This window comes from Streptomyces sp. f51, assembly GCF_037940415.1.
Lineage (GTDB): Bacteria > Actinomycetota > Actinomycetes > Streptomycetales > Streptomycetaceae > Streptomyces.
This window is the reverse complement of the sequence record NZ_CP149798.1, coordinates 2,092,699-2,114,370: the sequence shown is the minus strand read 5'-3', so window position 1 is coordinate 2,114,370 and position 21,672 is coordinate 2,092,699. Positions and strand designations below refer to the sequence as shown.

21 protein-coding genes are annotated in these 21,672 nt (G+C 73.0%); 12 read left to right on the top strand and 9 right to left on the bottom strand.

The features are described from left to right. Nucleotides 1-79 precede the first annotated feature (79 nt). Nucleotides 80-1,981 carry a glycosyltransferase family 39 protein gene (locus WJM95_RS09385; RefSeq protein WP_339129127.1) on the top strand — a complete coding sequence of 634 codons (1,902 nt, stop codon included), beginning with the start codon at nucleotides 80-82 and terminating at the stop codon, nucleotides 1,979-1,981. Between the two features lie 155 nt (nucleotides 1,982-2,136). On the opposite strand, the gene WJM95_RS09380 is transcribed toward WJM95_RS09385, so the two are convergent. Continuing rightward, nucleotides 2,137-2,469, bottom strand: a complete 333-nt coding sequence (locus tag WJM95_RS09380) for a hypothetical protein (RefSeq protein ID WP_339129126.1) — start codon at nucleotides 2,467-2,469, stop codon at nucleotides 2,137-2,139. A gap of 170 nt (nucleotides 2,470-2,639) precedes the next feature. Between WJM95_RS09380 and WJM95_RS09375 the strand changes: the two genes are divergently transcribed. The 4 genes from WJM95_RS09375 (at nucleotide 2,640) to WJM95_RS09360 (ending at nucleotide 6,118) form a co-directional block, all read left to right on the top strand. Then, entirely contained in the window at nucleotides 2,640-3,128 is a 489-nt protein-coding gene (locus WJM95_RS09375; RefSeq protein WP_339129125.1) for a MarR family transcriptional regulator, read from the top strand. A gap of 77 nt (nucleotides 3,129-3,205) precedes the next feature. Further along, nucleotides 3,206-4,552, top strand: coding sequence for an MFS transporter (locus tag WJM95_RS09370; RefSeq protein ID WP_339135437.1), 1,347 nt, complete (start codon nucleotides 3,206-3,208; stop codon nucleotides 4,550-4,552). Between the two features lie 2 nt (nucleotides 4,553-4,554). Further along, nucleotides 4,555-5,142: a hydrolase gene (locus WJM95_RS09365; protein WP_339129124.1), complete on the top strand. Its 588-nt coding sequence runs from the start codon at nucleotides 4,555-4,557 to the stop codon at nucleotides 5,140-5,142. 37 nt (nucleotides 5,143-5,179) lie between these two features. Further along, nucleotides 5,180-6,118, top strand: a complete 939-nt coding sequence (locus WJM95_RS09360) for a LysR family transcriptional regulator (protein ID WP_339129123.1) — start codon at nucleotides 5,180-5,182, stop codon at nucleotides 6,116-6,118. Nucleotides 6,119-6,159: 41 nt separating this feature from the next. Here the strand turns inward: WJM95_RS09360 and WJM95_RS09355 are convergent, their stop codons facing one another. Further along, nucleotides 6,160-7,074 (bottom strand): 2-dehydropantoate 2-reductase, encoded by a 915-nt coding sequence (locus WJM95_RS09355; RefSeq protein ID WP_339129122.1) that lies wholly within the window; start codon nucleotides 7,072-7,074, stop codon nucleotides 6,160-6,162. Nucleotides 7,075-7,235: 161 nt separating this feature from the next. Then, the gene (locus tag WJM95_RS09350) at nucleotides 7,236-8,009 is read right to left on the bottom strand and encodes an MBL fold metallo-hydrolase (RefSeq protein ID WP_339129121.1); all 774 of its coding nucleotides are present in this window, start codon (nucleotides 8,007-8,009) and stop codon (nucleotides 7,236-7,238) included. A gap of 103 nt (nucleotides 8,010-8,112) precedes the next feature. Between WJM95_RS09350 and WJM95_RS09345 the strand changes: the two genes are divergently transcribed. After that, nucleotides 8,113-8,343, top strand: coding sequence for a DUF2277 domain-containing protein (locus tag WJM95_RS09345; protein ID WP_339129120.1), 231 nt, complete (start codon nucleotides 8,113-8,115; stop codon nucleotides 8,341-8,343). A gap of 97 nt (nucleotides 8,344-8,440) precedes the next feature. Here WJM95_RS09345 and WJM95_RS09340 read toward each other — a convergent pair whose 3' ends face one another. The 3 genes from WJM95_RS09340 to WJM95_RS09330 form a co-directional block, all read right to left on the bottom strand. Further along, entirely contained in the window at nucleotides 8,441-9,079 is a 639-nt protein-coding gene (locus WJM95_RS09340; protein WP_339129119.1) for a VTT domain-containing protein, read from the bottom strand. A 201-nt stretch (nucleotides 9,080-9,280) separates the two neighbouring features. Beyond that, nucleotides 9,281-10,963, bottom strand: a complete 1,683-nt coding sequence (locus WJM95_RS09335) for an alkaline phosphatase D family protein (protein WP_339129118.1) — start codon at nucleotides 10,961-10,963, stop codon at nucleotides 9,281-9,283. A 145-nt stretch (nucleotides 10,964-11,108) separates the two neighbouring features. Further along, nucleotides 11,109-11,753, bottom strand: coding sequence for an HNH endonuclease family protein (locus WJM95_RS09330; protein WP_339129117.1), 645 nt, complete (start codon nucleotides 11,751-11,753; stop codon nucleotides 11,109-11,111). A gap of 525 nt (nucleotides 11,754-12,278) precedes the next feature. On the opposite strand from WJM95_RS09330, the gene WJM95_RS09325 reads away from it, so the two are divergent. Together WJM95_RS09325 and WJM95_RS09320 are read left to right on the top strand one after the other, a co-directional pair. Further along, a complete protein-coding gene (locus WJM95_RS09325) occupies nucleotides 12,279-12,860 on the top strand; it encodes a TMEM165/GDT1 family protein (protein WP_339129116.1) in 582 nt (193 codons plus the stop codon). Between the two features lie 567 nt (nucleotides 12,861-13,427). After that, entirely contained in the window at nucleotides 13,428-14,090 is a 663-nt protein-coding gene (locus tag WJM95_RS09320; RefSeq protein WP_339129115.1) for an HAD-IA family hydrolase, read from the top strand. A gap of 410 nt (nucleotides 14,091-14,500) precedes the next feature. Here WJM95_RS09320 and WJM95_RS09315 read toward each other — a convergent pair whose 3' ends face one another. Continuing rightward, nucleotides 14,501-15,808, bottom strand: coding sequence for a peptidoglycan-binding protein (locus WJM95_RS09315; protein ID WP_339129114.1), 1,308 nt, complete (start codon nucleotides 15,806-15,808; stop codon nucleotides 14,501-14,503). 383 nt (nucleotides 15,809-16,191) lie between these two features. On the opposite strand from WJM95_RS09315, the gene WJM95_RS09310 reads away from it, so the two are divergent. Beyond that, nucleotides 16,192-18,150 carry an MDR family MFS transporter gene (locus WJM95_RS09310; RefSeq protein WP_339135435.1) on the top strand — a complete coding sequence of 653 codons (1,959 nt, stop codon included), beginning with the start codon at nucleotides 16,192-16,194 and terminating at the stop codon, nucleotides 18,148-18,150. A gap of 39 nt (nucleotides 18,151-18,189) precedes the next feature. Here the strand turns inward: WJM95_RS09310 and WJM95_RS09305 are convergent, their stop codons facing one another. Beyond that, nucleotides 18,190-18,711: a GNAT family N-acetyltransferase gene (locus WJM95_RS09305; protein ID WP_339129113.1), complete on the bottom strand. Its 522-nt coding sequence runs from the start codon at nucleotides 18,709-18,711 to the stop codon at nucleotides 18,190-18,192. Between the two features lie 180 nt (nucleotides 18,712-18,891). Here WJM95_RS09305 and WJM95_RS09300 point away from each other — a divergent pair, with 180 nt between their 5' ends. Together WJM95_RS09300 and WJM95_RS09295 are read left to right on the top strand one after the other, a co-directional pair. Continuing rightward, entirely contained in the window at nucleotides 18,892-19,734 is an 843-nt protein-coding gene (locus tag WJM95_RS09300; protein WP_339129112.1) for a hypothetical protein, read from the top strand. A 14-nt stretch (nucleotides 19,735-19,748) separates the two neighbouring features. Beyond that, nucleotides 19,749-20,531, top strand: a complete 783-nt coding sequence (locus tag WJM95_RS09295; RefSeq protein WP_339129111.1) for a hypothetical protein — start codon at nucleotides 19,749-19,751, stop codon at nucleotides 20,529-20,531. A gap of 145 nt (nucleotides 20,532-20,676) precedes the next feature. Here the strand turns inward: WJM95_RS09295 and WJM95_RS09290 are convergent, their stop codons facing one another. Further along, nucleotides 20,677-21,117 carry a DUF1992 domain-containing protein gene (locus WJM95_RS09290; protein ID WP_339129110.1) on the bottom strand — a complete coding sequence of 147 codons (441 nt, stop codon included), beginning with the start codon at nucleotides 21,115-21,117 and terminating at the stop codon, nucleotides 20,677-20,679. Nucleotides 21,118-21,237: 120 nt separating this feature from the next. Here WJM95_RS09290 and WJM95_RS09285 point away from each other — a divergent pair, with 120 nt between their 5' ends. Then, entirely contained in the window at nucleotides 21,238-21,633 is a 396-nt protein-coding gene (locus WJM95_RS09285; RefSeq protein WP_339129109.1) for a hypothetical protein, read from the top strand. Nucleotides 21,634-21,672 lie beyond the last annotated feature (39 nt).

The window sequence follows — 21,672 nt, the reverse complement described above, 5'->3', positions numbered from 1 at the left end:
GCCCGTGACCCGCGGCTTCCGGACCGCCCGCCGCCCGTGACCCCGCCGCCCTCTGCCCGCTGACCCGAGGACCACTGCCATGGCCACCATCCCCGCCGCCCAGCCCACCGGTGCGCACCGACGCGACCGGGCGGCGAAGCCTGCCTCAGGAGAGCCGGAAGCCGCCCTGAAGTGGGAGCTCCCGGCACTGGCCGGGGTGCTGGTCGTCGCCACGGTGCTGTACACCTGGGGGATCGGACAGGCCGCGATCCACCCCTTCTACGGCGCGGCGGCGCGGTCGATGGCCTCCGGATGGCGCGCCTTCGCCTTCGGCGGGCTCGACGCCAGCGGTTCCATATCCGTCGACAAGCTCCCCGGCGCCTTCTGGCCCGAGGCCGCCTCCGTCTGGCTCTTCGGCCCGCACACCTGGGCCGTCGCGTTTCCGCAGGTCGTCGAGGGCGTGCTCACCGTATGGCTGCTGCACCGGATCGTACGGGCCTGGGCCGGGCCGTTCGCCGCGCTGATCGCCGCGCTGGTGCTCACCCTCACCCCGATCACCGTGGTCCTCACCCGGGCCACCATCCCGGACACCGCGCTCACCCTGCTCCTGGTGGCCGCCGCCGGCGCCTTGCAGAAGGCCGTCGGCAGCGGACGGCTGCTGCCGCTGGTCACCTGCGGAGTCTGGGTCGGGCTCGCCTTCCAGGCGAAGATGCTCCAGGCGTGGCTGGTGCTGCCCGTCTTCGCCGTCGTCTACCAATTCGCCTCTCCTGGAACGCCGTTGAAGCGGGCCCTGCGCGTCCTGCTGAGCGGAGCGGTCGCGCTGGCGGTCTCCTGCCTCTGGATCCTGTTCGCCTGGGTGACACCGGCCGCCGACCGCCCGTACCTCGACGGAACGTCCAACAACAATCCGTTCACCCTGGTCTTCGGCTACAACGGCCTGAGCCGATTCAGCAGCGACTCCACCGCGTTCGGCGCCGTCGCGGGCACCGCCGCCAGCCGCACCACGGGCAACACCGGCTGGACGATGCTCATCAACGACACCGTCGGCCCGCAGATCGCCTGGTTCCTGCCGCTCGCCCTCGCCGCCGCCGTACTGGGCATCGTCTGGCGTTCCGGGCAGCCGCGAACCGACCTGCTGCGCACGGGTTTTCTGCTCTGGGGCGGCTGGCTGGCCGTGCACGCCCTGGTGTTCGGCGTCTCCAACGGCAACCACGCCTACTACACCGCCGTCATCGCCCCGGCGCTCGCCGCCCTGGCAGGCGGCGGACTCGCCCTCTTCAAGGCGGAGTACGAGACGGGCGGCCCACGGCGCGTGGCACTGCCGGCGGCGATCGCGCTGACGGCGCTGTGGGCGCTGGTGCTCGACTGGCCGACCCGGTTCGTCTCCTATCTGCTGCCGGTCGCCCTGATGCTCGCCGCGTGCGGCGCGCTCGGCCTGTGGACCCGCGGGCCGCGCACCTCGCCCCGGATGGTCCAGGGCGCCCTCGCCGCCGGGATCGCGGCCACCCTGGTCGTCCCGGCCGGCTGGGCCACTTCCAGCCTCGATCCGCACTACGCGGGCAGCTCCACCTCGCCGATGGCAGGTCCGGTCGGCTTCGCGTTCCGCGACGGCCACCGCGTCCGCTCGGTGAGCCGGGTCGGGATCGACCGGCCCAGCGCCCGCGACGCCGCCCTGCTCGGCTACCTCACCGCGCACCGCCACGGCGAGAAGTACCTGCTGGCCACGCAGGCCGCCTACACGGCCGAGCCCCTGCTGCGCGCCGAGTCCGAGCCCATGCTCGTCATGGGCGGCTTCACCGGCAGCACCCCGTTCCCCACCGCCGGCCAGTTCGGCACCCTCGTCAGCACCCACCAGGTGCGCTACGCGCTGCTCACCACACGGCGCCCCGGCACGCCCACCACCACCTGGGTGAAGTCACACTGCGCCCGGGTCCGTCCCTCCGCCTACGGCCGCCGCACCGACGGCAGCCTGACCCTCTACGACTGCGGCCCGAAGCACTGAGGCGCGCGCCGCGTCCCTGGGGGCGCGGCAGCGGGGGAGTCGTTCGCGGGTCGCCGCGACGACCGCCTCGCGGGGCCGGTCGTGTGAGGGTCCCATCGGGCCGGTGCCGTCTCGACGACGGTGCCGGCCCTCGGCGTTCCTCGGGTGACGCGGCCTCAGACCTCCTTGCCGTGGGCGTGCTTCAGCCGCGCCCGGGCGTCGGTCGTGTCCGGAGGCGCGACCTGCGACCAGAAGCGGTGGCCGGAGACGAACACGGCGAGTTCGAGCTCGCGTTGGCGTAGCTTCTCGACCTCGGCCTGTTCGTCGTCGGTCCAGCCCGGGGAGGCGGGGCGCTCCACCTTGCGCCAGCCGCCGGTGTCGCTGAAGCCGTCCAGCGGCTCCACCGACCAGGGGAGTCGTTTCAGCAGGGCCAGCAACTCGGCCCGGACCTGATGCAGCTCCTCCTGACCGGCGAGGAGGTCACTGGGAAAGTCATAGGTCTCAGCCACACGGCAATGGTACGCCTGTTCGATTTTGTGGTGCGAGCTTCCACGGGGACTTCACGCGAACGGGTGTTCCGAATGTGTGTTCGTGTGAAGAGGGGATGGAAAGGGGTTCGGCAGGTTGGGCTGTGCAGTTTCAACTGGACAGTTTGGGCTGGGCGATTTACCGTGGCGGTATGGATCAGAGCGGCGGCCGGCCGGACGACACGGGCGCTCAGGACTCGGCGGCACGGGCCGCGCAGGACCTGAGGGTCGCCTTCAGCCTGCTCAGGCGGCGCATCCGCGAGGTGTCCGAGACACAGGACGGCGCACAGGGCGCGACGCAGGACCTCACCCCCTCCCAGATCTCCGCGCTCACCCTGGTGAGCAAGAGCGGGGCCGCCACGGCCAGCGCCCTGGCGGCGGCCGAAGGAGTGCGCCCGCAGTCGATGGCCGCCACGCTCGCGGCCCTCGACCAGTTCGGACTCATCCAGCGCAACCCCGACCCCGGGGACGGCAGGCGCCAGCTGGTGACCCTCACCGACGCCGGGCGCGAGCGCGTCGAAGGCACCCGGCAGGCCCGTTCGGAGTGGCTCACCCGGGCCTTCGAGGAGCGCTGCACGGAGGAGGAACGGCAGACCGTCATCAAGGCGATGGCGCTGCTGGAACGGCTCACCCGGTCGTGATACCCGCACTCCGGGACTGGCTCCAGCACAGGCTCACCCCCGCACACCACCGGCCGCCCGACCGTTTCGACCGCCGGCTGATCGCCCCGATGGTCCTCGGGTCCGTACTGAACCCCGTCAACTCCTCCATGATCGCCGTGGCGCTCGTGCCGATCGGCAGGGCGCTCGGGGCGTCCCCGGCGGAGACCGCGTGGCTCGTCTCCGGGCTCTACCTCGCCACCGCGGTGGGACAGCCCGTCATCGGACGGCTCGTGGACCTGTACGGCCCCCGCCGCCTCTACCTCGTCGGTACGGGCCTGGTGGGCGTCGCCGCACTGCTCGGCGCCCTCTCCCCGACCCTCGGCGCGCTCGTCGCCGCCCGGGTACTGCTCGGATTCGGCACCTCGGCCGCGTACCCCGCCGCGATGCACCTGACCCGGAGCGAGGCCGAACGCACCGGGCAGAGCAGCCCGGCCGGCGTACTGACCGCCCTCGCCGTCTCCGCCCAGACCGTCTCCGTCGTCGGCCCCACCCTCGGCGGCCTGCTCATCGGGCTGGGTGGCTGGCGCACCATCTTCCTCGTCAACGTGCCGCTGTCCCTGGCCTGTCTGGTCCTCGGCGCCCTGCGGCTGCCGAAGTCCCCGAAGCCGAAGTCCCCGGACCCGGCGGCCCGTCCGGCCCGAGGCGTCGACCTCGCCGGCATGGCCCTGTTCACCGCGCTGCTCGTCTCGCTGATGCTGTTCCTGATGCGGCCGCGGGCCACCGACTGGTACCTGCCGGTGCTCGCGCTCGCCGCCGGAGCCGCGTTCGCGCGACGCGAACTCCGGACCCCGGCCCCGTTCATCGACCTGCGGGTGCTCGGCGGCAACGCGCCGATGCTCGCCACCTTCCTGCGCCAGTTCCTCAGCTACACCACCGCCTACGCCTTCCTGTACGGATTCACGCAGTGGATGGAGGAGGGGCGCGGCCTGCGCGCCGCCGACGCCGGACTCGTCCTGCTGCCGCTGTCCCTGAGCGGACTTCTCGTCTCCGGGATCACCGGGCGCCGCGAGGCCGTCCGGGCCAAGCTCGTGGTCGGGAGCCTCGCCCAGATCGCCGGCTGCGCGGTGCTGCTGACCATGAACGCGACCAGCGCGATCTGGCTGCTGGCCGGCGTCGGAGCCGTCATGGGTGTGCCCCAGGGACTCAATGGCCTGGCCAATCAGAATGCGCTTTACCGGCAGGCCGACCCCACCCGGATGGGCTCCGCCGCCGGCCTGCTGCGCACCTTCACCTACCTGGGCGCGATGGCCGCCTCCGCCGCCGACGCCGCCTTCTTCACCCACGGCGCCGACACCGGCGGCCTGCACCATCTGGCCCTCTTCATGCTCGCCGGGGCAGTGCTGCTCCTGGCGGCGACCCTCATCGACCGATCCCTCCGCCATCCCACCCCCCGAAAGGCCTGACCATGGCAGTCACCACGCTCGACCCCCGCACCGCCCTCGTCGTCATCGACCTCCAGCACGGCATCGTCGGCAACCCCGGCCTCGCGCCGCACGCCGCCGCCGACGTCGTCAAGCGCTCCGCCCGGCTCGCCGACGCCTTCCGCGGCCACGGCCTCCCGGTCGTCCTCGTCCGCGTCACCGCCGCCGCCGACGGCGCCGACGCCGTCCCCGGCCGCATCGACGGCCCGAGCCGCGCCCGCTCCTTCCCGGAGGGCTGGGACGTCATCGTCGACGACATGGCCGGCCACCCCGGGGACATCACCGTGACCAAGCGGAACTGGGGCGCCTTCCACGGCACCGACCTCGACCTCCAGCTGCGCCGCCGCGGGATCACCCAGATCGTGCTGACCGGCATCGCCACCAGCATCGGCGTGGAGTCCTCCGCGCGCGCCGCCCACGAGCACGGCTACCACGTCACCCTCGCCACCGACGCCATGTCCGACCTCGACCCCGAGACCCACCGCAACAGCGTCGAGCGGATCTTCCCCCGCCTCGGTGAGACCGGAACGACCGAGGAGATCGTCGAGCTGCTCGACAGGACCCGCGCCTGACCGGCCAACTCCGCCGGTCCGCGGGTACCTTGGGGCCGTGACGCTGGATGATCTTCGCGTGTTCGTCGCCGTCTGCCGGGCCGGCAGCCTGAGCGCCGTCGCCCGGGAACTGGGCTGTACGCAGTCGGCGGTGAGTCAGCACGTACGCAGGCTGGAACGCGAGGTCGGGCTCGGGCTCGTCGAGCGCCAGGCCCGGGGAGTGGTTCCCACCCGGGCCGGGCGCATCCTCGAACGGGCCGCCGCGGACGGCATCGCCGGACTCGACCTCGCGCTGCGCCGCCTCGACGAGCTGGTGCGCGGGGACGGCGGTACGGTGCGGATCGCCACCGGCGGCACCACCGTGCGGCACTTCATGGCCGAGGCCGTGGTCGAGTTCCGGGGCCGGTATCCCGAGGTCAGCCTGGAGTTCCAGACCGAGAACTCCAGCCGGGGCTGCTTCGACGCGCTCGCCGACCACGGACTCGACCTCGCCTGGGTCACCCTCGGCCCTCCCGTGCGCGGGGTCGAGCAGCGGACCGTCGCCGAACTCCCCTGGGTGCTCGCCGTGCACGCCGACCACGAACTCGCCGGGCGGGAGAGGATCGAGGCGGCGGAACTGGCCGGACTGCGGATCGTGGGACTGCCCGAGCGCTCCACCTCCCGCGCGCATCTCGACGCCGCCTACAGGGAGTTGGGGATACCCGTGAGCGCCTCCGACACCAGCGTCGCCGACTGGGACACCGCGATCCTGCTCGCCGAACTCGGCCTCGGACACGCCGTCGTCCCCGCCCTGCCCGGCCTGCCGGGACCGGGCCACCCCGGCCTCCGCTTCCTCCCCGTACCGGCCCTGCCGCCCCTCGCCGTCGGCTGGGCCGTCCGCGGCTGGGACACCCTGTCACCGGCGGCGCACGCCTTCGCCGACACGGTGGCCCGGCACTGCTCGGACACCGGCACGACGGACCCGCACGCCGACGGGCAGCCGGCACCCGCTCCGTAACCCCCTTACGCGGTAAGGCGGTTACGGGCTCGCGACGACCGTCAGCCCACCGTGCCGGCGAGTGGCGCCAAGTGCCCGACCAGTGCGCTCGCCACCGGTACGGGAACGCCCGTACGCTCCGCCGCTCGCAGCAACGCGCCGCCGATCGCGTCGAGTTCGAGGGCGCGGCCCGCCTCGGCGTCCCGCTGCATGGAGGACTTGGTGGCCGCGGGGAACGCGTCGTAGCGAGCCAGGGCGGTCGCCGCGTCCACCGGAGCGCCGCACGCGCGGCCCACCGCGGCCGTCTCCTCCACGAGAGCGGTCAACTCCGCTCGGTGCAGGGTGCGTACGTCGCCCACCGGCACCCCGTACCGCGTCGTCAGCAGCGCGAACGGCGCCAGGAACGACATCTTCGCCCACAGCGCCGCCGACTCGTCGTCCTGCACCCGGGCGCGCACACCGGCCCACTCCAGCGCCCCGACGAGCGCCTCGACCCGCGCAACGGGAGCCGTATCGGCGGTCAGGTCGACCTCGGCGAACGGGCTGCCGTGCTCGATCACTCCCGGAGCGATCCGCGTCGACTCCACACGGATCACCGCGGGCGCCACCCGCTCGTAGCCGTAGCGCTCCCGCAGCCGCGCCGGGTGCTCGACACCGTTCAGGAGCGGGACGACCAGGGCCTCCTCGCCCAGGACCTTCGCCGGAAGCCGCTCCATCGCGGCGTCCAGAGCCGTCGCCTTGACCGCGATCACACACACGTCGGCCGGTTCGCGCAGTTCGGTGTCCGCCGCCACCCGTGCCGTGAAGTCGCCGAAGTGGGCGCTGCGCACCTCGACGCCGTCCGCGGCCAGCTTCCGCGCGGTCCCGTCCCCGGCGAGACAGACGACCCGGTGGCCGGAGCGGGACAGAAGCGCCGCGAGCAGCCCGCCGACACCTCCAGGGCCCAGCACCGCCACCGTCAGCCCGTTGTTCGCCATGGATCCTCGTTCCTCTCCGCGGGACCCCGGACGGGCCCCGGAGATGGTCACAAGTCGCGGCCACCGGAGTCAATCCTCGGAGAACCTTGCCGAACTCCAAGCTCTCACTGGGGTGTTGCTCTGAAGTGGGAGTGTCGCGGCGGCCCAGACCCCAGGCACCGCTACGGAACCCGCACCGAAGCCCCGGGCGCCGGGAGCCGCAGCCGGTCGCTGAGACCCGCCTTCGCGAACGCCTCCGCCAGGGCCGGGCCGTCCTCGGTGAAGTGACCCCAGTGCTCGAAGTGCAGCGGGACCACCCGGACGGCCCCGAGGATCCCCGCCGCCCGTGCGGCGTCCCCACTGGTCAGCGTGAGCGGCGCGTCCGGCACCAGCGGGGTGCGCGCCGCCCCCGCGAACAGGACGGCCACGTCGAAGGGACCCTCCCGGTCCGCGATCTCCCGTACGACGTCCAGGGACGCGTTGTCACCGCTCACGTACACCTTGGGCAGCCCCTCCCCGGACAGCACGAACCCGGTCACCTCGCCCACGAGCGGCAGCGAACCGTCCGGCCCGTGCTGCGCGGGAACGGCCGTCACGCGCAGCGCCCCGCCGTCCGGACGCGCCAGCTCCACGGACTCCCAGGGGCCGAGGGGCCGTACGGGGGAGCCGATCCGCTCGTACGCCGACGCCGTCGACAGCGTCACCGGGGCCTCCGCGAGGAAGCCGCGCCCGGACGCGTCCAGGTTGTCCGGGTGCTGGTCGTGCGAGAGCAGGACCGCGTCGACCGGGCCGAGCTCGCCGGCGGGGAGCGCGGGTCCGGCGGTCTTCACCAGCTTCCGCGCGCCCACGGGGTACTCGCCCGGAGCGTCGAAGGTCGGATCGGTCAGGAGCCGCAGGCCGCCGATCGCGATGACGGCGGTGGGACCGCCGACGTAGGTGATCTCCACTGAAGTCATGCTCTGCTCAATCCGTGCCACCGGCGGCGGTATTCCCGGCCGGGGCCCGCCCGGCTTTCGCGAGCTTTCACCATCACGGCGCCGGACGCGCGAGACTGGACCCATGTGCCGCAGCATCAAGACGCTCCGTCCGCCCGCGATCCCCGAGGAAGCGACCGAGGAGGAGATCCGCGCCGCCGCCCTCCAGTACGTCCGCAAGGTCTCCGGCTTCCGCGCCCCGGCCGCCCACAACCGCGAGGTCTTCGACCGCGCCGTCGCGGCGGTCGCGGCGGCCACGGCCGAGCTGCTGGAGGACCTGGAGGTACGCGGGGCGGCGCCCCAGCGCGCCGGATAGCCACGGGCCGGCGGCGACAGGCCACCGGCGGCCTCCGGGCCTCAGGTCTGCGGGCCTCCGCGCCTTCGGGTCACCGGACGCTGACGGCGGCCGTGCCTCAGGCGCCGGTCTCCTGCTCCCGTGCCACGGGCCGGCGTACGAGGTAGGCCGCGCCCGCCCCCGCGACGAACAGCGCCCCGACCGAGACGCCCGTCGCGAGCCAGGTGGCGCCCAGCCACTGGCCGCCGAAGTAACCGAGGGCCACGCTGTACACGGCCCACGCCAGACCGGCCAGGACCGACCAGGGCAGGAACTCGCGGACCTTGCGGTGCGCCGCGCCCGCGCCGAGCGAGACGACCGAGCGGCCCGCCGGTGCGAAACGGGCGGCGACCACCAGCAGACCGCGGGCGCCGCCGCCGCGCGCCAGGACCTCGCCGAGACGTTCCTGCGCCCGGGTCAGGCGGCGGGACCGGGCGATGGCGCGATCCAGCCGTTCACCACCGCGCCAGGCGACGCGGTACGCCACCAGGTCACCGAGGACCGAGGCCGTGGCCGCGCAGAGGGTGAGCACCAGGATGTCGGGTACCGAGCGCGGCACGGCGCCGGTCGCCGTGGCCGAGCCCGCCGCGGCCGTCGCCGCCGTGATGACCAGGACCCCGCTCGGCAGGACAGGCAGGAACACATCAAGAACGATGGACACGGCGATCACCGCGTAGATCCATGGGCTGCCCGTCAGCGACCCCACACTCTCCAGCACCGAAACTCTCCCCCGACCACCCCGTGAGCCCGGCCGCGGCGCTCCTCGCGAGCGAGTGGCGCGGCGGCCTGTGACAGCCATACAGCGTACGCCGAGGATGGGGCAGATGATCCTCCCGGGACGCAGGTGTCGGTCACATCACGTTCACGGGCCCGCACGCTCCGGCATACCGCGTGGTGAGGGCACTCGGACGGAATGGGTCTATTCCGGGGTGATCCGGGATTCCGTCACCGTCGTCAGCCGGGCGCCGCTCGCCGTGCGGCCGTCGCGGTCGGCCGACCCCGCGCCCCGTGCCCGCCGCGCCTGTTCCAGGCGAAGGGAGGCCGAACGGCCGTGCAGGGTGAGGGTCATCAGCTGATTGCCGAACCAAGGACCGCCGATTTTGCGCCAGTCGACCGGCGGCCGACCGCAACGGCCGTGCCGGGACAGGAGGTTGCCGAGCAGCCGGGCCGGGCGGCTCCATCCGAAGCGGAAGCCGAGCCGTACCGGGCGCGGGATGGAGTTGTGGACGGGGGAGCAGGTCAGCTGGAGGACCCGGGCGGCGGGCTGCCGGGCGGGGTCGGCCCAGACCGGATCGGCCGCGTAGGCGTGATGCACGTCTCCCGACAGCACGCACACCGTCGCCGGCGCGTGCTCGCCTGAGCCGGCCTCGGCGATCAGCTCCGTCAGTTCCTCGAACGACTCCGGGAACGCGGCCCAGTGCTCCAGGTCGGCCGCGCGGCGCAGTCGCTCGCCGAACCGCGCCCAGCGCCCGCCCCGCTCACCCCGGCACAGCGCGGCGTCCCATGCCTCCGCGTGGTGGAACAGCGGGGGCAGCAGCCAGGGCAGCGAGGTGCCGATCAGCAGGTGGTCCCGGGTGTCCGGCGCCTGGAGTGCCTGTTCGCGCAGCCAGGCCGCCTCCCCGGGGTCGAGCATCCTGCGGTTCTGCTCGTCCAGGACGCGGGCGGCGCGGCTGTCGAGCATCAGGACCCGGGTCCGGCCGAAGTCGCGGCGGTAGCTCCAGCGGACCGAGGCCGGGTCGGTGTCGGCCTGCGCGGTGAAGGCACGCAGCACGTCCGTGCCGTCGGGGGTCTCGCGTACGGCCGCGTACAGCAGGTCCGCCGAGAGCTCGGCGGGGGAGAGGTTGCCGAGGTGCTGGTGGACCCAGTACGACATCAGGCCGCTGAGCACCCGCTCGCGCCACCACGGGGTCGCCCGGATCTCCGCGAGCCAGGCGGCGCTGGTGTTCCAGTCGTCGATGACGTCGTGGTCGTCGAAGATCATGCAGCTGGGCACGGTCGACAGCAGCCAGCGGATCTCCGGGTCGAGCCAGGATTCGTAGTAGAGGCGGGTGTACTCCTCGTAGTCCGCGACCTGACGGCCCGGGGGGTCGGCGAGGCCCCTGCGTGCCGCGATCCACGCGCGGGTCGCCCGGGAGACCTCGTCCGCGTACACCTGGTCGCCGAGCAGCAGCAGGACGTCCGGGCGTTCGCCCTCCGGGGCCGCCGCGATCCGGGCGGCGAGGGTGTCCAGGGCGTCGGGTCCGACCGGGTCCTTCTCGTCCGCGGGCGGCGACGCCCAGCGGCAGGAACCGAAGGTGACGCGGACGGGGGATTCCTCGCCCCCTGGGGTGCTGACCACCGAGGGGGGAAAGGCCGAGCCGGGCAGCGGCCACACCTTCGCGCCGTCCAGCAGGATCTCGTACGGGGTGGACGTGCCCGGTGTCAGTCCGTCCACCGGCACCAGTGCGTAGTGGTGGCCCGCGATCTGGAAGGTGCGGGCGGTTCCCCGGGCGCCGTCCGCGCAGCGCACCTCGGCGGTGCACGGGCGGCTCGCCTCGACCCAGAAGGTCGCCGCGGAGCCGTCCACGTACCTCAGCAGTGGTCCCAGGCGCAGCTCGGCCATGGTGATCCCCCTCCTCCGTCGCCCCGTACGGTACGGAACGACGGAGGCCCCTGGGGAGGTTCCGGAGACCGCGGGAACAGCGTGGGGGGAGCGGTGTCCGGAACCCGGGCGGCACGAGGCCGCCGGTCTGTGCCAGGGGTGCGGGTCAGCAGCCGCTGAGGACCGAGGTCAGCTTCGACTTCTCCGCGGAGTCGACCTTGAGGTTGTAGTAGTACTTCACCTGCACCCAGGCACGGGCGTAGGTGCAGGCGTACGAGCTGAGCGGGGGCATCCACTCGGCCGGGTCCTTGTCGCCCTTGGACTGGTTGACGTTGTCCGTGACGGCGAGCAGCTGCGGACGCGTCACGTCGTTGGCGAAGGCCTGGCGCTGGGCCGTGGTCCAGGCGCTGGCGCCGGAGTCCCAGGCCTCGGCGAGCGGCACGAGGTGGTCGATGTCGACGTCGGAGGCGGCGGTCCAGGTGGCGCCGTCGTAGACGGAGTACCAGCTGCCGCTGGTGGCCACGCACGCGGAGTCGGTGGTGACGCCCGAGCCGTCACGCTTGAGGATGTACTCCCGGGTGTTGCAGGTGCCGCTGATCGTGATCCAGGTGGGGAACAGGTCGCGGGCGTAGCCGGTGCGGTTCTCCGTCGCGACGGTGAGGGACGCGAGATAGGTACGGGCGGTGGCCGCGCTGACCGGGGTGGGGAGGGCGGCGGAGGCGGTCGGGCCGTTGAAGACACCGGCCATGGCTATCAGACCCGTGATGGCCGCGAGTATGCTCAGCCGTCGACGCGCGTAGACCTTGGGCATGCGAACTCCCTTGTGGTGTGGGGGTGTTGGAGTACGGGCGAACGAATGCTCGCGGCGTCGTGTAGCCGTGAGGTAAGTACGCGGTTAGAAAATAGTGACGCGTTCATGACATGACAAGGTTCATGACGAAACTTTCCCGGCTCGGTGGCGGGCCCGGCGGGCGACTCGGAGGCCCGGCGGGAGGCTCGGAGGGCTTGCGGGCCGGTGGGACCCTCGGCCCTGGGGGCCGCCTCGCGGGTCGCGTACTATGGACGGCGCAGAAGGGGAGTAGCTCTTCGCCGGACCGTCGACATACTGCTCAGCTCGTCTGAGCCGGCGCCCGGAGGCAGACCTCGGTCACGAGGCCGGCCAGCGAGACCTTCGGCAAGCAGTGCACGTGCCCTGCCGGGCCTTTCCGGTGTGGGCGCTTCTGCCCGTACCTCCAGGTGCGGGTGTCGCCGTGTGCTGCCGTGCCGAGGTGTCGCGCAGTCACAACAAGCGCAGTCGCAACACTCTCGGCGGGGCAGCCCGACCGATTGAGGGATTTTGATCAGCTTCAGCGTGATGGCGCTCGTCTTCGGTGTCGTCTTCCTTGCCGAGCTGCCGGACAAGACCGCGCTCGCCGGCCTCGTCCTCGGCACGCGCTACCGCGCCTCGTACGTCTTCGCCGGTGTCGCCGCCGCCTTCGCCCTGCACGTGGCGCTCGCCGTCGCGGCGGGCAGCGTGCTGACCCTGCTGCCGCAGCAGATCGTGCACGCCGTGACCGGTGTGCTGTTCCTCGGCGGGGCCGCGGTGCTGCTGATGAAGAAGGACGAGGACGAGGAAGAGGTCCGCAAGCCCGAGAACCAGACCTTCTGGAAGGTCTCCGGGGCCGGCTTCATGCTCATCCTCGTCGCCGAGTTCGGCGACCTCACGCAGATCATGACGGCGAACCTCGCCGCGCGGTACGACGACCCGCTGTCGGTGGGGCTCGGCGCGGTGCTGGGGCTGTGGGCCGTGGCGGGGCTGGGGATCGTGGGCGGCAAGGCGCTGATGAAGCGGGTGCCGCTGTCGCTGATCACCAAGGTTGCGGCTGTGCTGATGATGGGGCTGGGGGTTTGGAGCTTGTACGAGGCTGTGGCGGCGTGACGGTTCGCTGCGCTGGCTTGACCGGCGTTGGTGCTGGGCTGCGCCTGCGCCTGCGTCTGTGCTGGTGCCCGGTGCTGGTGCCCGGTGCTGGGGTGAGCCCCTCGGTGGCCGGCCGGTGATGTGGCCCCGGTCGGGCTCCGGTCGGTGTTGATGTGGCCCCGGTCGGCCTTGGTCCGGTGGGTGGGTCGGGGCCGTGCCGGTGCATCAGCCCGTCGCCGTTGGGTGAGGCGTGACCGTCGGTGGCGACGGGCATCGATGTACCGGCACGGCCCCTCGCGCCGCATCCCGGCTGCGGGTGGGTGGGGGCTTGGGGGACTTCTTCCGAGGGGCCCGTGGGCACCCCACGCACGGGGGCGGGGCCCCGCCGTCTGTGTCCTGCGTTTCTGTTCTGCGTTCTGTGTTCTGTGTCTCTTGGGTGGTTCTTGGGTTCCGGTGGCGCTGGGCGGGGTTGTTTTGTATGTTGTAGGAACAAAGTGGTTCCCGTCCGTACTTCCCTGACCGGCGGGCGGGGCCGCCTTGTTTTCCCGGGGTGTATGTGTCCCCCTCTCTGCGTTTTGGAGCATGCCGATGACCACGGCCACCACCGTTCTGACCGTCCGCGCCTTCCTGCTCGACATGGACGGCACCCTCGTGAACTCGGACGTCGTCGTCGAGCGCTGCTGGCGCGGCTGGGCCGACCGGCACGGGCTGGACGGGGACGAGGTCATGAAGGTCGTCCACGGTCGGCAGGGCTACGCCTCGATGGCCCTGTTGCTGCCGGACCGTCCGATGGAGCAGAACCACGCGGACAACGCGCGGATGCTGGCCGAGGAGACCGCCGACATGGAGGGGGTCGTCGCGATTCCGGGGGCGTCGGAGTTCCTCGCCTCCCTTGCCGGGGTGCCGCACGCGCTCGTCACCTCGGCGGATGTGGCCCTGTCCAGCGGGCGGATGGCCGCCGCCGGGCTGGAGCTTCCCGACGTGCGGATCACCGCGGAGTCCGTCGGTGCCAGCAAGCCCGATCCCGAGGGGTTCCTGAAGGGGGCGGCCGAGCTGGGTGTCGCGCCCGAGGACTGTGTCGTCTTCGAGGACTCCGGGGCCGGGATCGCCGCGGGGCGGGCTGCCGGGATGCGGGTCGTCGGGGTCGGGCCCCGGGCTGCGTTCCACTCCCCGGACGTGGTCGTACGTGATCTGACCGAGGTCCGGGTCGAGGTTGTCGCGGACGGAATCGTTCGCCTGCACATCGGCTGAGGGACGGCTTGGCCGGCCTGGTCCTTCGGGAGAGGGTGAGGGGGCTGGGCGAGGGTTTTTCGCCCCCTCCGCCCCTTCCCTTCCCGCACCTGGGGCGCCGCCCCAGACCCCGCTCCTCAAACGCCGGAGGGGCTGAACTTTCGCCGGCCCGGGCTGAACTTTCCCCAGCCCCGGCTGGAGCTTCGCCCGGCCGGGGCTGGAGCGTTGCCCGGTCGGGGCTGGAGCTTTGCCCGGCCGGGGCTGAAATGGCGCCCAAGCCACTTCCCTCCCGCAGCCGGGATGCGGCGCGAGGGGCCGGGCCGGTACATCGATGCCCGTCGCCACCGACGGTCACACCTCACCCAACGGCGACGGGCTGATGCACCGGCCCGGCCCCGACCCACCCACCGCCGTGAACCGCCAGAGGCGAGCTACGGCTGGGACGTCTCCGCCTCCAGGCTGGCGCGGGTCGCCGGGCCGTACACGCCGGGGTCGTCGCCCGTGATGCCCCGCGCCCACTGGTACCAGCGCACGGCGTCCTCGACATGGCGGTCGAACTGACCGTCCGCCCTGTGCATGTACATCCGCAGCTGACTCAGTCGCATCTGGAGCTCCGTCACCTCGGCCCCGCTGTCGCCGCGCCGCAGGGTCGGCCCGGTCGCCACGGCCGGGCCGCCGCCCGTGGCACCCGTGGAGCCCGTGGCGGTCGCCGTCGGACTGGGCCGCGCGGACGTCGGCGACGCCGTGGCCGAGGAGGACGGGCTCGCTGAGGTGTCCGACGCGGACGCCGAGGGCGACGCGCTCGTGCTCGGCGAGGAGGACGCGGACGCCGAGGCCGACGCCGACGAGGACGCGCTCGCCGACCCGAGCGCGGAGGCCGTGTCGGACAGCACGTCCGGCACGCTCGCCCTGACGTCCTCCGGCTGGGCCCCGTCCCGCGAGGGAGGGTCGTAGGAGAGCAGACCGCTCGCGACCCCCGCCGCGGCCACCATCGTCACGACGACTCCGGTGACGGCGAGCACACCGGTGCGCCGACGCCGCCGGGGCCGCTCGGAGGGCGGGTCCACCGGCCCGGGCTCCGAGGAGCGCGCCCTCTCGTGGAAGAGGCGGACGTCGGTGGCGCGCGCGTCGGACGAGAGCGCCTTCAGCTGCATGGTCGCGTCGGCCGGCATCTGCGCCGAAGGCATCGGCACTTCCGGCGGCAGTGGCACCGAGCGCGGACCTGGGTCCGCCGGTACGGGGGCGAACCGCATCGTCGCGTCCGCCGGGATCGCGGACAGCTGCATGGTGGCCCCGGTCGCGTCCTCCCCGTACGCGACCGGCGGGGCGCCGTCCAGGGCGCCCGCCGCGGCATTGCCGTCCTGCGGTGCTCCGTGGGCGCTCACGGGGGCCGTGGCGCCCTCAGGGGCCCAGCCACCCGCCTCGGGGGCAGCCCAGGGCTCCCCGGCCGTCGGGGCGGCCTGCCAGGGTCCCGCGGGCGTTCCGGCCGGGCCGGTCCCGCCGGTGCCCCCGGCCGGCCCGTAGTCCCCTTGTCCTCCGGAGTGGCCGGAGTGCTCCGTACCCAGTTCCACGTACGGACGTATGCGCAGCGGATTGAAGTCCTCCGCCGCGGCGGCCTGTGCCGTGCGCTCGTCGCGCAGGGCGTCCGACGCCCTACTGGTGCAGGCGCAGGACGGAGTGCCGTCCAGCGCCCGGTGTGCGGCGCACTCGGGGCAGACATGCCCGGTCGGTTCAGTCACGAGTGGGTCCCTCCCCCCTGAAAACTCCAGTGATTATGCGGACAACCTTCATACAACCTTCAAGCAGCCCCCCGGAATCGAGGATTCCGGAATCCTCGACAGGCCATAACGGGACACACCGCTCAGGATGGAGGGTGACCGGGACCCTCGGTGCTCAGGGAGGCCGCATGACCGGCGACGCGCACGGTTCCGACACGCCGCCCGGCCGAGCGCCGGACGGGGCGGAGGTACCGGCGGGCGACGGCACGGGCGGACCGCCCGGACTGCACGACTCCATCGAGGTGAGCGAATCGGCGGTACGCCGCCGCAGCGCCGCGGCGACCGACGCCCGCGACTCGGTCCACGGCAGCGTCTTCGTGTCCATCGGCGCCCTGCTGCTCGGCATGCTGCTGGCCGCGCTCGACCAGACGATCGTCTCCACCGCGCTGCCGACCATCGTGAGCGACCTCGGCGGTCTCGAGCACCTGTCCTGGGTGGTCACGGCGTATCTGCTCGCCTCGACCGCGGCAACCCCCCTGTGGGGCAAGCTCGGCGACCAGTACGGCCGCAAGAAGCTCTTCCAGACGGCCATCGTGATCTTCCTGATCGGGTCGGCGTTGTGCGGCATGTCGCAGAACATGGGCGAGCTGATCGCCTTCCGGGCCCTCCAGGGACTCGGCGGCGGTGGCCTGATGGTGCTGTCGATGGCGATCGTCGGCGACCTCGTCCCGCCGCGGGAGCGGGGCAAGTACCAGGGGCTGTTCGGCGCGGTGTTCGGCGCGACGAGTGTGCTGGGGCCCCTGCTGGGCGGGCTGTTCACGGAACACCTCAGCTGGCGCTGGGTCTTCTACATCAACCTGCCCGTCGGCGTCGTGGCGCTCGCGGTGATCGCCGCGGTCCTGCACATCCCGAAGAAGTCGGCACGGCACGTCATCGACTACGCCGGTACGTTCCTGATCGCCGCGGTCGCCACCTGTCTGGTCCTGGTGGCCTCGCTGGGCGGCACCACCTGGGACTGGGGCTCGCCGCAGATCATCGGGCTCGTGGTCCTCGGCGTGGTCCTCGGCGTCGCCTTCGTGGCGGTGGAGCGGCGCGCGGCCGAGCCCGTCCTGCCGCTCAAGCTCTTCCGGGTCCACACCTTCACGCTGTCCGCGATCATCAGCTTCATCGTGGGCTTCGCGATGTTCGGCGCGATGACCTATCTGCCGACCTTCCTCCAGGTGGTGCAGGGCGTCTCGCCCACGATGTCCGGCGTGCACATGCTGCCGATGGTCTTCGGGCTGCTGCTGTCGTCCACGGTCTCCGGGCAGATCGTCAGCCGCACCGGCCGCTGGAAGGTGTTCCCGGTCGCCGGCACCGGGATCACCGCCATCGGTCTGCTCCTGCTGCACCAGCTCGACGAGAACAGCAGCACGGGGGAGATGAGCGCCTACTTCTTCGTGTTCGGCCTCGGGCTCGGCCTGGTCATGCAGGTGCTGGTCCTGATCGTGCAGAACGCGGTGTCGTACGAGGATCTGGGCGTCGCCACCTCGGGGGCGACCTTCTTCCGGTCCATCGGTGCCTCGTTCGGCGTCGCGATCTTCGGCACGGTCTTCGCGGGCCGCCTCGGCGACAACCTGACCAAGGCGCTGGGCGGGCAGCAGCTGCCGCCCGGCATCACCACGGACTCCCTGAAGGCCGACCCGAAGGGGATCGGGCAGCTGCCCGCGGACCTCAGACCACCCGTGCTGCACGCGTTCGCGACCTCGATCACGGACGTCTTCCTGTACGCGGCCCCGGTCGCCCTGCTCGGCTTCGTGCTGGCCTGGTTCCTGCGCGAGGACAGACTGCGCGGCTCGGTCACGGCCCCCGACGTCACGGAGACCCTGGCCAGCAACCCGGTCGAACGGTCGTCGTACGACGAGGTGTGCCGGGCGCTGTCCGTGCTCGGCACCCGGGAGGGGCGCCGCGAGATCTACGAGAAGATCACCGCGCGCGCGGGCTACGACCTGTTGCCGGCGGCGAGCTGGCTGCTGCTGCGGATCAAGAAGTACGGGTGGGCGGAGCCCGCTCTCCTGGCCGAGCACAGCGCCGTGCCGCTGGACGTCGTCCTGGCCGCCGCCCGCCAGATCGAGGAACGCCGGCTCGCCCGCCGCGAGGGCCTGGACCTGGTCCTGACGGACGAGGGCAGGATCGCCGCCGGGAATCTGTCCAGGGCCCGGGAGGAGTCCCTCGCCGAACTGCTCGGCGACTGGTGGGCACCGGACCGTCCCACCGACCTCACGAAGCTGGTCGCGGAACTGAACGAGGAGATGTGCGGCTCCGACGCGGAACGCCCGCACGGGAGCGCCCCGACCGTCCGTCCCCAGGGGGAGCCGGCCTGACCCGGCCGCAGCCGGGGCATCAGGCTCTCGCCAGGGCCGTCAGCCGGTCAGGTCCTTGCGGAACCAGTGCTCGGCGTACACGTCGTCGTTGTGCGCCGCCGTCTCCTCGTAGCCGTGCCGGGCGTACAGGGCCCGCGCCTCGACGAGGTCGCCGCGGGTGTCGAGGATCAGCTCCCAGGCGCCCAGGTCACGGGCCGCCGCCTCGGCGGCCGCCAGCAGGAGCGGGGCGGCGCCCTTGCCGCGCAGGTCGGCGCGGACGAAGACGCGGCTCAGCTCGCCCGTCGTGGCGTCGAGCATCCGCACCCCGGCCGTCCCCGCGGGATCGCCGTCGTGGCGCGCGACGAGCAGCACGCCCGTCGGCGGCGTGAACTCGGCCCCGGTCTGCGCGGCGACCTCCCGCTCCAGCTCCCGGGGATCCGTCGCGCGTCCTTCGTGCAGGCGGTACCAGCGGTCGCTGACCTCCGTGTAGTAGGCCCGCCAAAGCGCAAGCGCGGCAGGGGAGTCGAAGGGTTCGGGGGCCACGCTCCAGGAGGCTCGTGTGCCGGAAGGCGGTCGGGTCATGCCGGCCATTGTCGGCGGGTGCCGCCGCCGTGGCACAACCGGATTTCGGGCTCCGGGCGAACGGCGCCGCACCGAGGGGGCGTTGAGTCCCGGGCCGTCGCCGGGGCCGTTTGAGGAGCGGGTTCCGGGCAACCCGGTCCAGGAACCGGCCCGTTGGGTCGAGAACCCGGGAAGGCACCCATGTCCACAGGCGTGATCATCGCTCTGATCGTCGTGGCGGCCGTCGCCGTTGTCGCGGCCGCCCTGACCCTCCGCGCCCGAAGGCCGCCGGGCGGGCGCGCCCTGCGGCGGCGCTTCGGGCCGGAGTACGACCGCACCGTCGCCCGGCACGACGGCGACACCCAGGCCGCCGAACGCGACCTGAACGAGCGGGTGAAGCGGCACGGCGCGCTGCGTGAGCGGCCGCTCGAACCCGCGGCCCGCGAACGGTACGCGGCCGGCTGGACCGCCGCCCAGGAACGCTTCGTCGACTCGCCCGAGGAGGCGGTGGCCGAGGCGGACCGGCTGCTCGGTGAGCTGGCCGGAGCGCGCGGATTCCCCGACGGCGACCGCTACGAGGAGCAGGTGTCCGCGCTCTCCGTCCATCACGCGCACCACGTCCACGGCTACCGCCGGGTGCACCGGGCCGCGTCGGTCCGCACCGGCGGGGCGCGCGACGGCGGTTCCGACACCGAGCAGTTGCGCGAGGCCATGCTGGCGGCCCGTGACCTCTTCGACGAGTTGATGACCCCGGCCCGCCACGAGACCTCGCCCGGCCGGGCAGGTGACACGGACGCGGTGACCGAGCCCCCGGCCGACCGCCGGAACGGCACCGGGCGGTTCGCCCTGACGAAGGACGCGCGGCGCACCGGGCCCGCGCGGGCGACCGAGCGCGCCGAGAGTGGCGACGACGCCGTCGACGGCGGAACCCGCGAGGACGCCGAGAGCGGCACCAAGACCCCGAGGACTTCCCGTACTTCCACCCCCGACACTCGCTCCCATCTGCCGTGGTCCTTCACCAGGCGCCAGGCGAAGGGGAGTTGAGGAAGGTGAGCGCCATGAAGCCAGACCAGGACCCCGAGCGGACCCCGTCCAGTGAGACCGGCACGACGAAGGGCCGGGTGACGCCGGTACCCCCCGAGCGTTCTCCCGACGACCGGGCGGGCGAGAGCCGCCCCGAGGCCGAGGAGGTCTCGCGCCGCGAGGCACTGAAGGGCCGGGTGGATCCCGCGTCCGACGAGTCCGCCCCGGACGGCCCGGTCCTGGACGGTGACCGGACCGCGAACGGCGACGGGCGGACGGCCCGGCCGGCCGGGACCGTCACGACGGCCGGCGCGGCGAAGAGCGCCGGCACCGACGGGCGAGGAGCCGCGGGCGACGGGCGTACGGGGCGTACGGGAGCCGCGCGCGACGGTTCCGCGTCCGGCGTACCCGGCACGTCCGGCGCGTCCCGTGAGTCCGTCCCGTCCGGCTCGGCCGAGGGGCCCCGTCCGCGCTCCGTTCCCCGTGACGCAGCGGAAGAGCGCCCCGAGGGCACCGGGGATTCCGCCCGGCGGGATGAGCGGATGCTGCCGCTGGACGAGCAGGACAAGTTCTCGCTGCGAATGCGGCACGCGGTCAGCGGGTTCATCGACGGGCCGCAGGCCTCGGTCGAGGAGGCCGATCATGTGCTGGAGGAGCTCGCGGGCCGGTTCACGGAGGCGGTGACCCGGCGGCGGCGCGATCTGCGCACGTCCTGGCAGTCCGGCGCCGAGGGCGGCACGGCCGACTCCGACACCGAGCGGCTCCGGCTCGCCCTGCGGGACTACCGCGAGATGACCGAGCGGCTCCTGCGGCTCTGACACCTTCCCCGGTGAGAAGTGAGGCCGCGTCCCGGACCATGCCCCGGGACGCGGCCTCACGCTCGTCGTACCGCGTTCGCGAGCGCTCCTGGCCGCGACCGCCCGGGGTGGGCCTCCTCCGGGCGTCCCGGCGGCGGCCCCGGCCTCACGCGGCCCCGTTCTCTCCCCGACCGTCCGGGTCCCGGCTCCCGCGGGCCGCGCGCCACTCCTCGACGATCTTCTCCACGTCGTACGGCTTGAGTCCGAGGGGAGGTCCCGGCGGCGGCTTGAACATGACGTCGCGGATCTTGGCGTTGACGTCCTCGACGCTCCGCCGGACCGCCCGTTCCGAGGGAAGCGCGGGGACCGCCGCGAGCACGTCCTCCGCCTCCTTGCGCAGGGCCAGCGTGGGCGGCAGGACCGACAGCCCTTCACGGGCCATCTTCCGCTTGATCCACCAGAGTTCGTCGTACGGGGTGTCGGTGACCTCCGGCAGCGGCTTGCCCGCGCCGGGGAGCTCCGTGAACTCGCCGCGGGCCTCCGCCTGGCGGATCTGCCGGTCGACCCAGGACTCGAAGGTGACGCCGGGTGGCTTGCGCTCGGTCATGAGTCCATTGTGCCGGACGTCACACGGCGAGGGCGAAGGTCGAATTATCATGCGGCGGCGACGGGGCAACCTCGTTCCCCGGCGGGACAATTGGACCAGCACCTCACGAAGGAGCGCGCGTTGCTCGAACTCACCATGGCCTCGGTGTCCGGCGCGGACGCCGGAGCGACGGCCGGGATGCAGATGGCCGACGCGCCGAGCGACCCCGGAGCCGTGCTGCGGGTGGGCAGGGACCGGGCCGTGTGCCGTCTCTCGACCCCCGACGACTGGCTGTTCGTCTCCAGGGTGCACCTGGAGTTCCTGTGCGGCCCGGACGGCTCCTGGCAGGTCACCTGGCTCCGGGGCTCCCACACGGAGCCGTCCTCCGAGGTGCGGCTGGTCCTGACCGGGCTCCAGCCCCAGCCGCTTCCGTACGGCGGGACGGCCAGACTCCCGGCGGGCGGCTCCGGCGAACTCGTCATCCAGGACCGCACCGGGCCCCACACCGTGAACGTGGGCTTCTACCACGAGCTCTAGGACCGGTTCGGCGGTGCGGGGCCGGGCGGGGAGGGCGGT

What these genes read in the sequence shown, in the direction of transcription:
- WJM95_RS09385 (WP_339129127.1), top strand. Translation starts at nt 80, where the DNA reads ATGGCCACCATCCCCGCCGCCCAGCCCACCGGTGCGCACCGACGCGAC.
- WJM95_RS09375 (WP_339129125.1), top strand. Translation starts at nt 2,640, where the DNA reads ATGGATCAGAGCGGCGGCCGGCCGGACGACACGGGCGCTCAGGACTCG.
- WJM95_RS09365 (WP_339129124.1), top strand. Translation starts at nt 4,555, where the DNA reads ATGGCAGTCACCACGCTCGACCCCCGCACCGCCCTCGTCGTCATCGAC.
- WJM95_RS09355 (WP_339129122.1), bottom strand. Translation starts at nt 7,074, where the DNA reads ATGGCGAACAACGGGCTGACGGTGGCGGTGCTGGGCCCTGGAGGTGTC.
- WJM95_RS09350 (WP_339129121.1), bottom strand. Translation starts at nt 8,009, where the DNA reads ATGACTTCAGTGGAGATCACCTACGTCGGCGGTCCCACCGCCGTCATC.
- WJM95_RS09345 (WP_339129120.1), top strand. Translation starts at nt 8,113, where the DNA reads ATGTGCCGCAGCATCAAGACGCTCCGTCCGCCCGCGATCCCCGAGGAA.
- WJM95_RS09335 (WP_339129118.1), bottom strand. Translation starts at nt 10,963, where the DNA reads ATGGCCGAGCTGCGCCTGGGACCACTGCTGAGGTACGTGGACGGCTCC.
- WJM95_RS09330 (WP_339129117.1), bottom strand. Translation starts at nt 11,753, where the DNA reads ATGCCCAAGGTCTACGCGCGTCGACGGCTGAGCATACTCGCGGCCATC.
- WJM95_RS09320 (WP_339129115.1), top strand. Translation starts at nt 13,428, where the DNA reads ATGACCACGGCCACCACCGTTCTGACCGTCCGCGCCTTCCTGCTCGAC.
- WJM95_RS09310 (WP_339135435.1), top strand. Translation starts at nt 16,192, where the DNA reads ATGCTGCTGGCCGCGCTCGACCAGACGATCGTCTCCACCGCGCTGCCG.
- WJM95_RS09305 (WP_339129113.1), bottom strand. Translation starts at nt 18,711, where the DNA reads ATGACCCGACCGCCTTCCGGCACACGAGCCTCCTGGAGCGTGGCCCCC.
- WJM95_RS09300 (WP_339129112.1), top strand. Translation starts at nt 18,892, where the DNA reads ATGTCCACAGGCGTGATCATCGCTCTGATCGTCGTGGCGGCCGTCGCC.
- WJM95_RS09295 (WP_339129111.1), top strand. Translation starts at nt 19,749, where the DNA reads ATGAAGCCAGACCAGGACCCCGAGCGGACCCCGTCCAGTGAGACCGGC.
- WJM95_RS09290 (WP_339129110.1), bottom strand. Translation starts at nt 21,117, where the DNA reads ATGACCGAGCGCAAGCCACCCGGCGTCACCTTCGAGTCCTGGGTCGAC.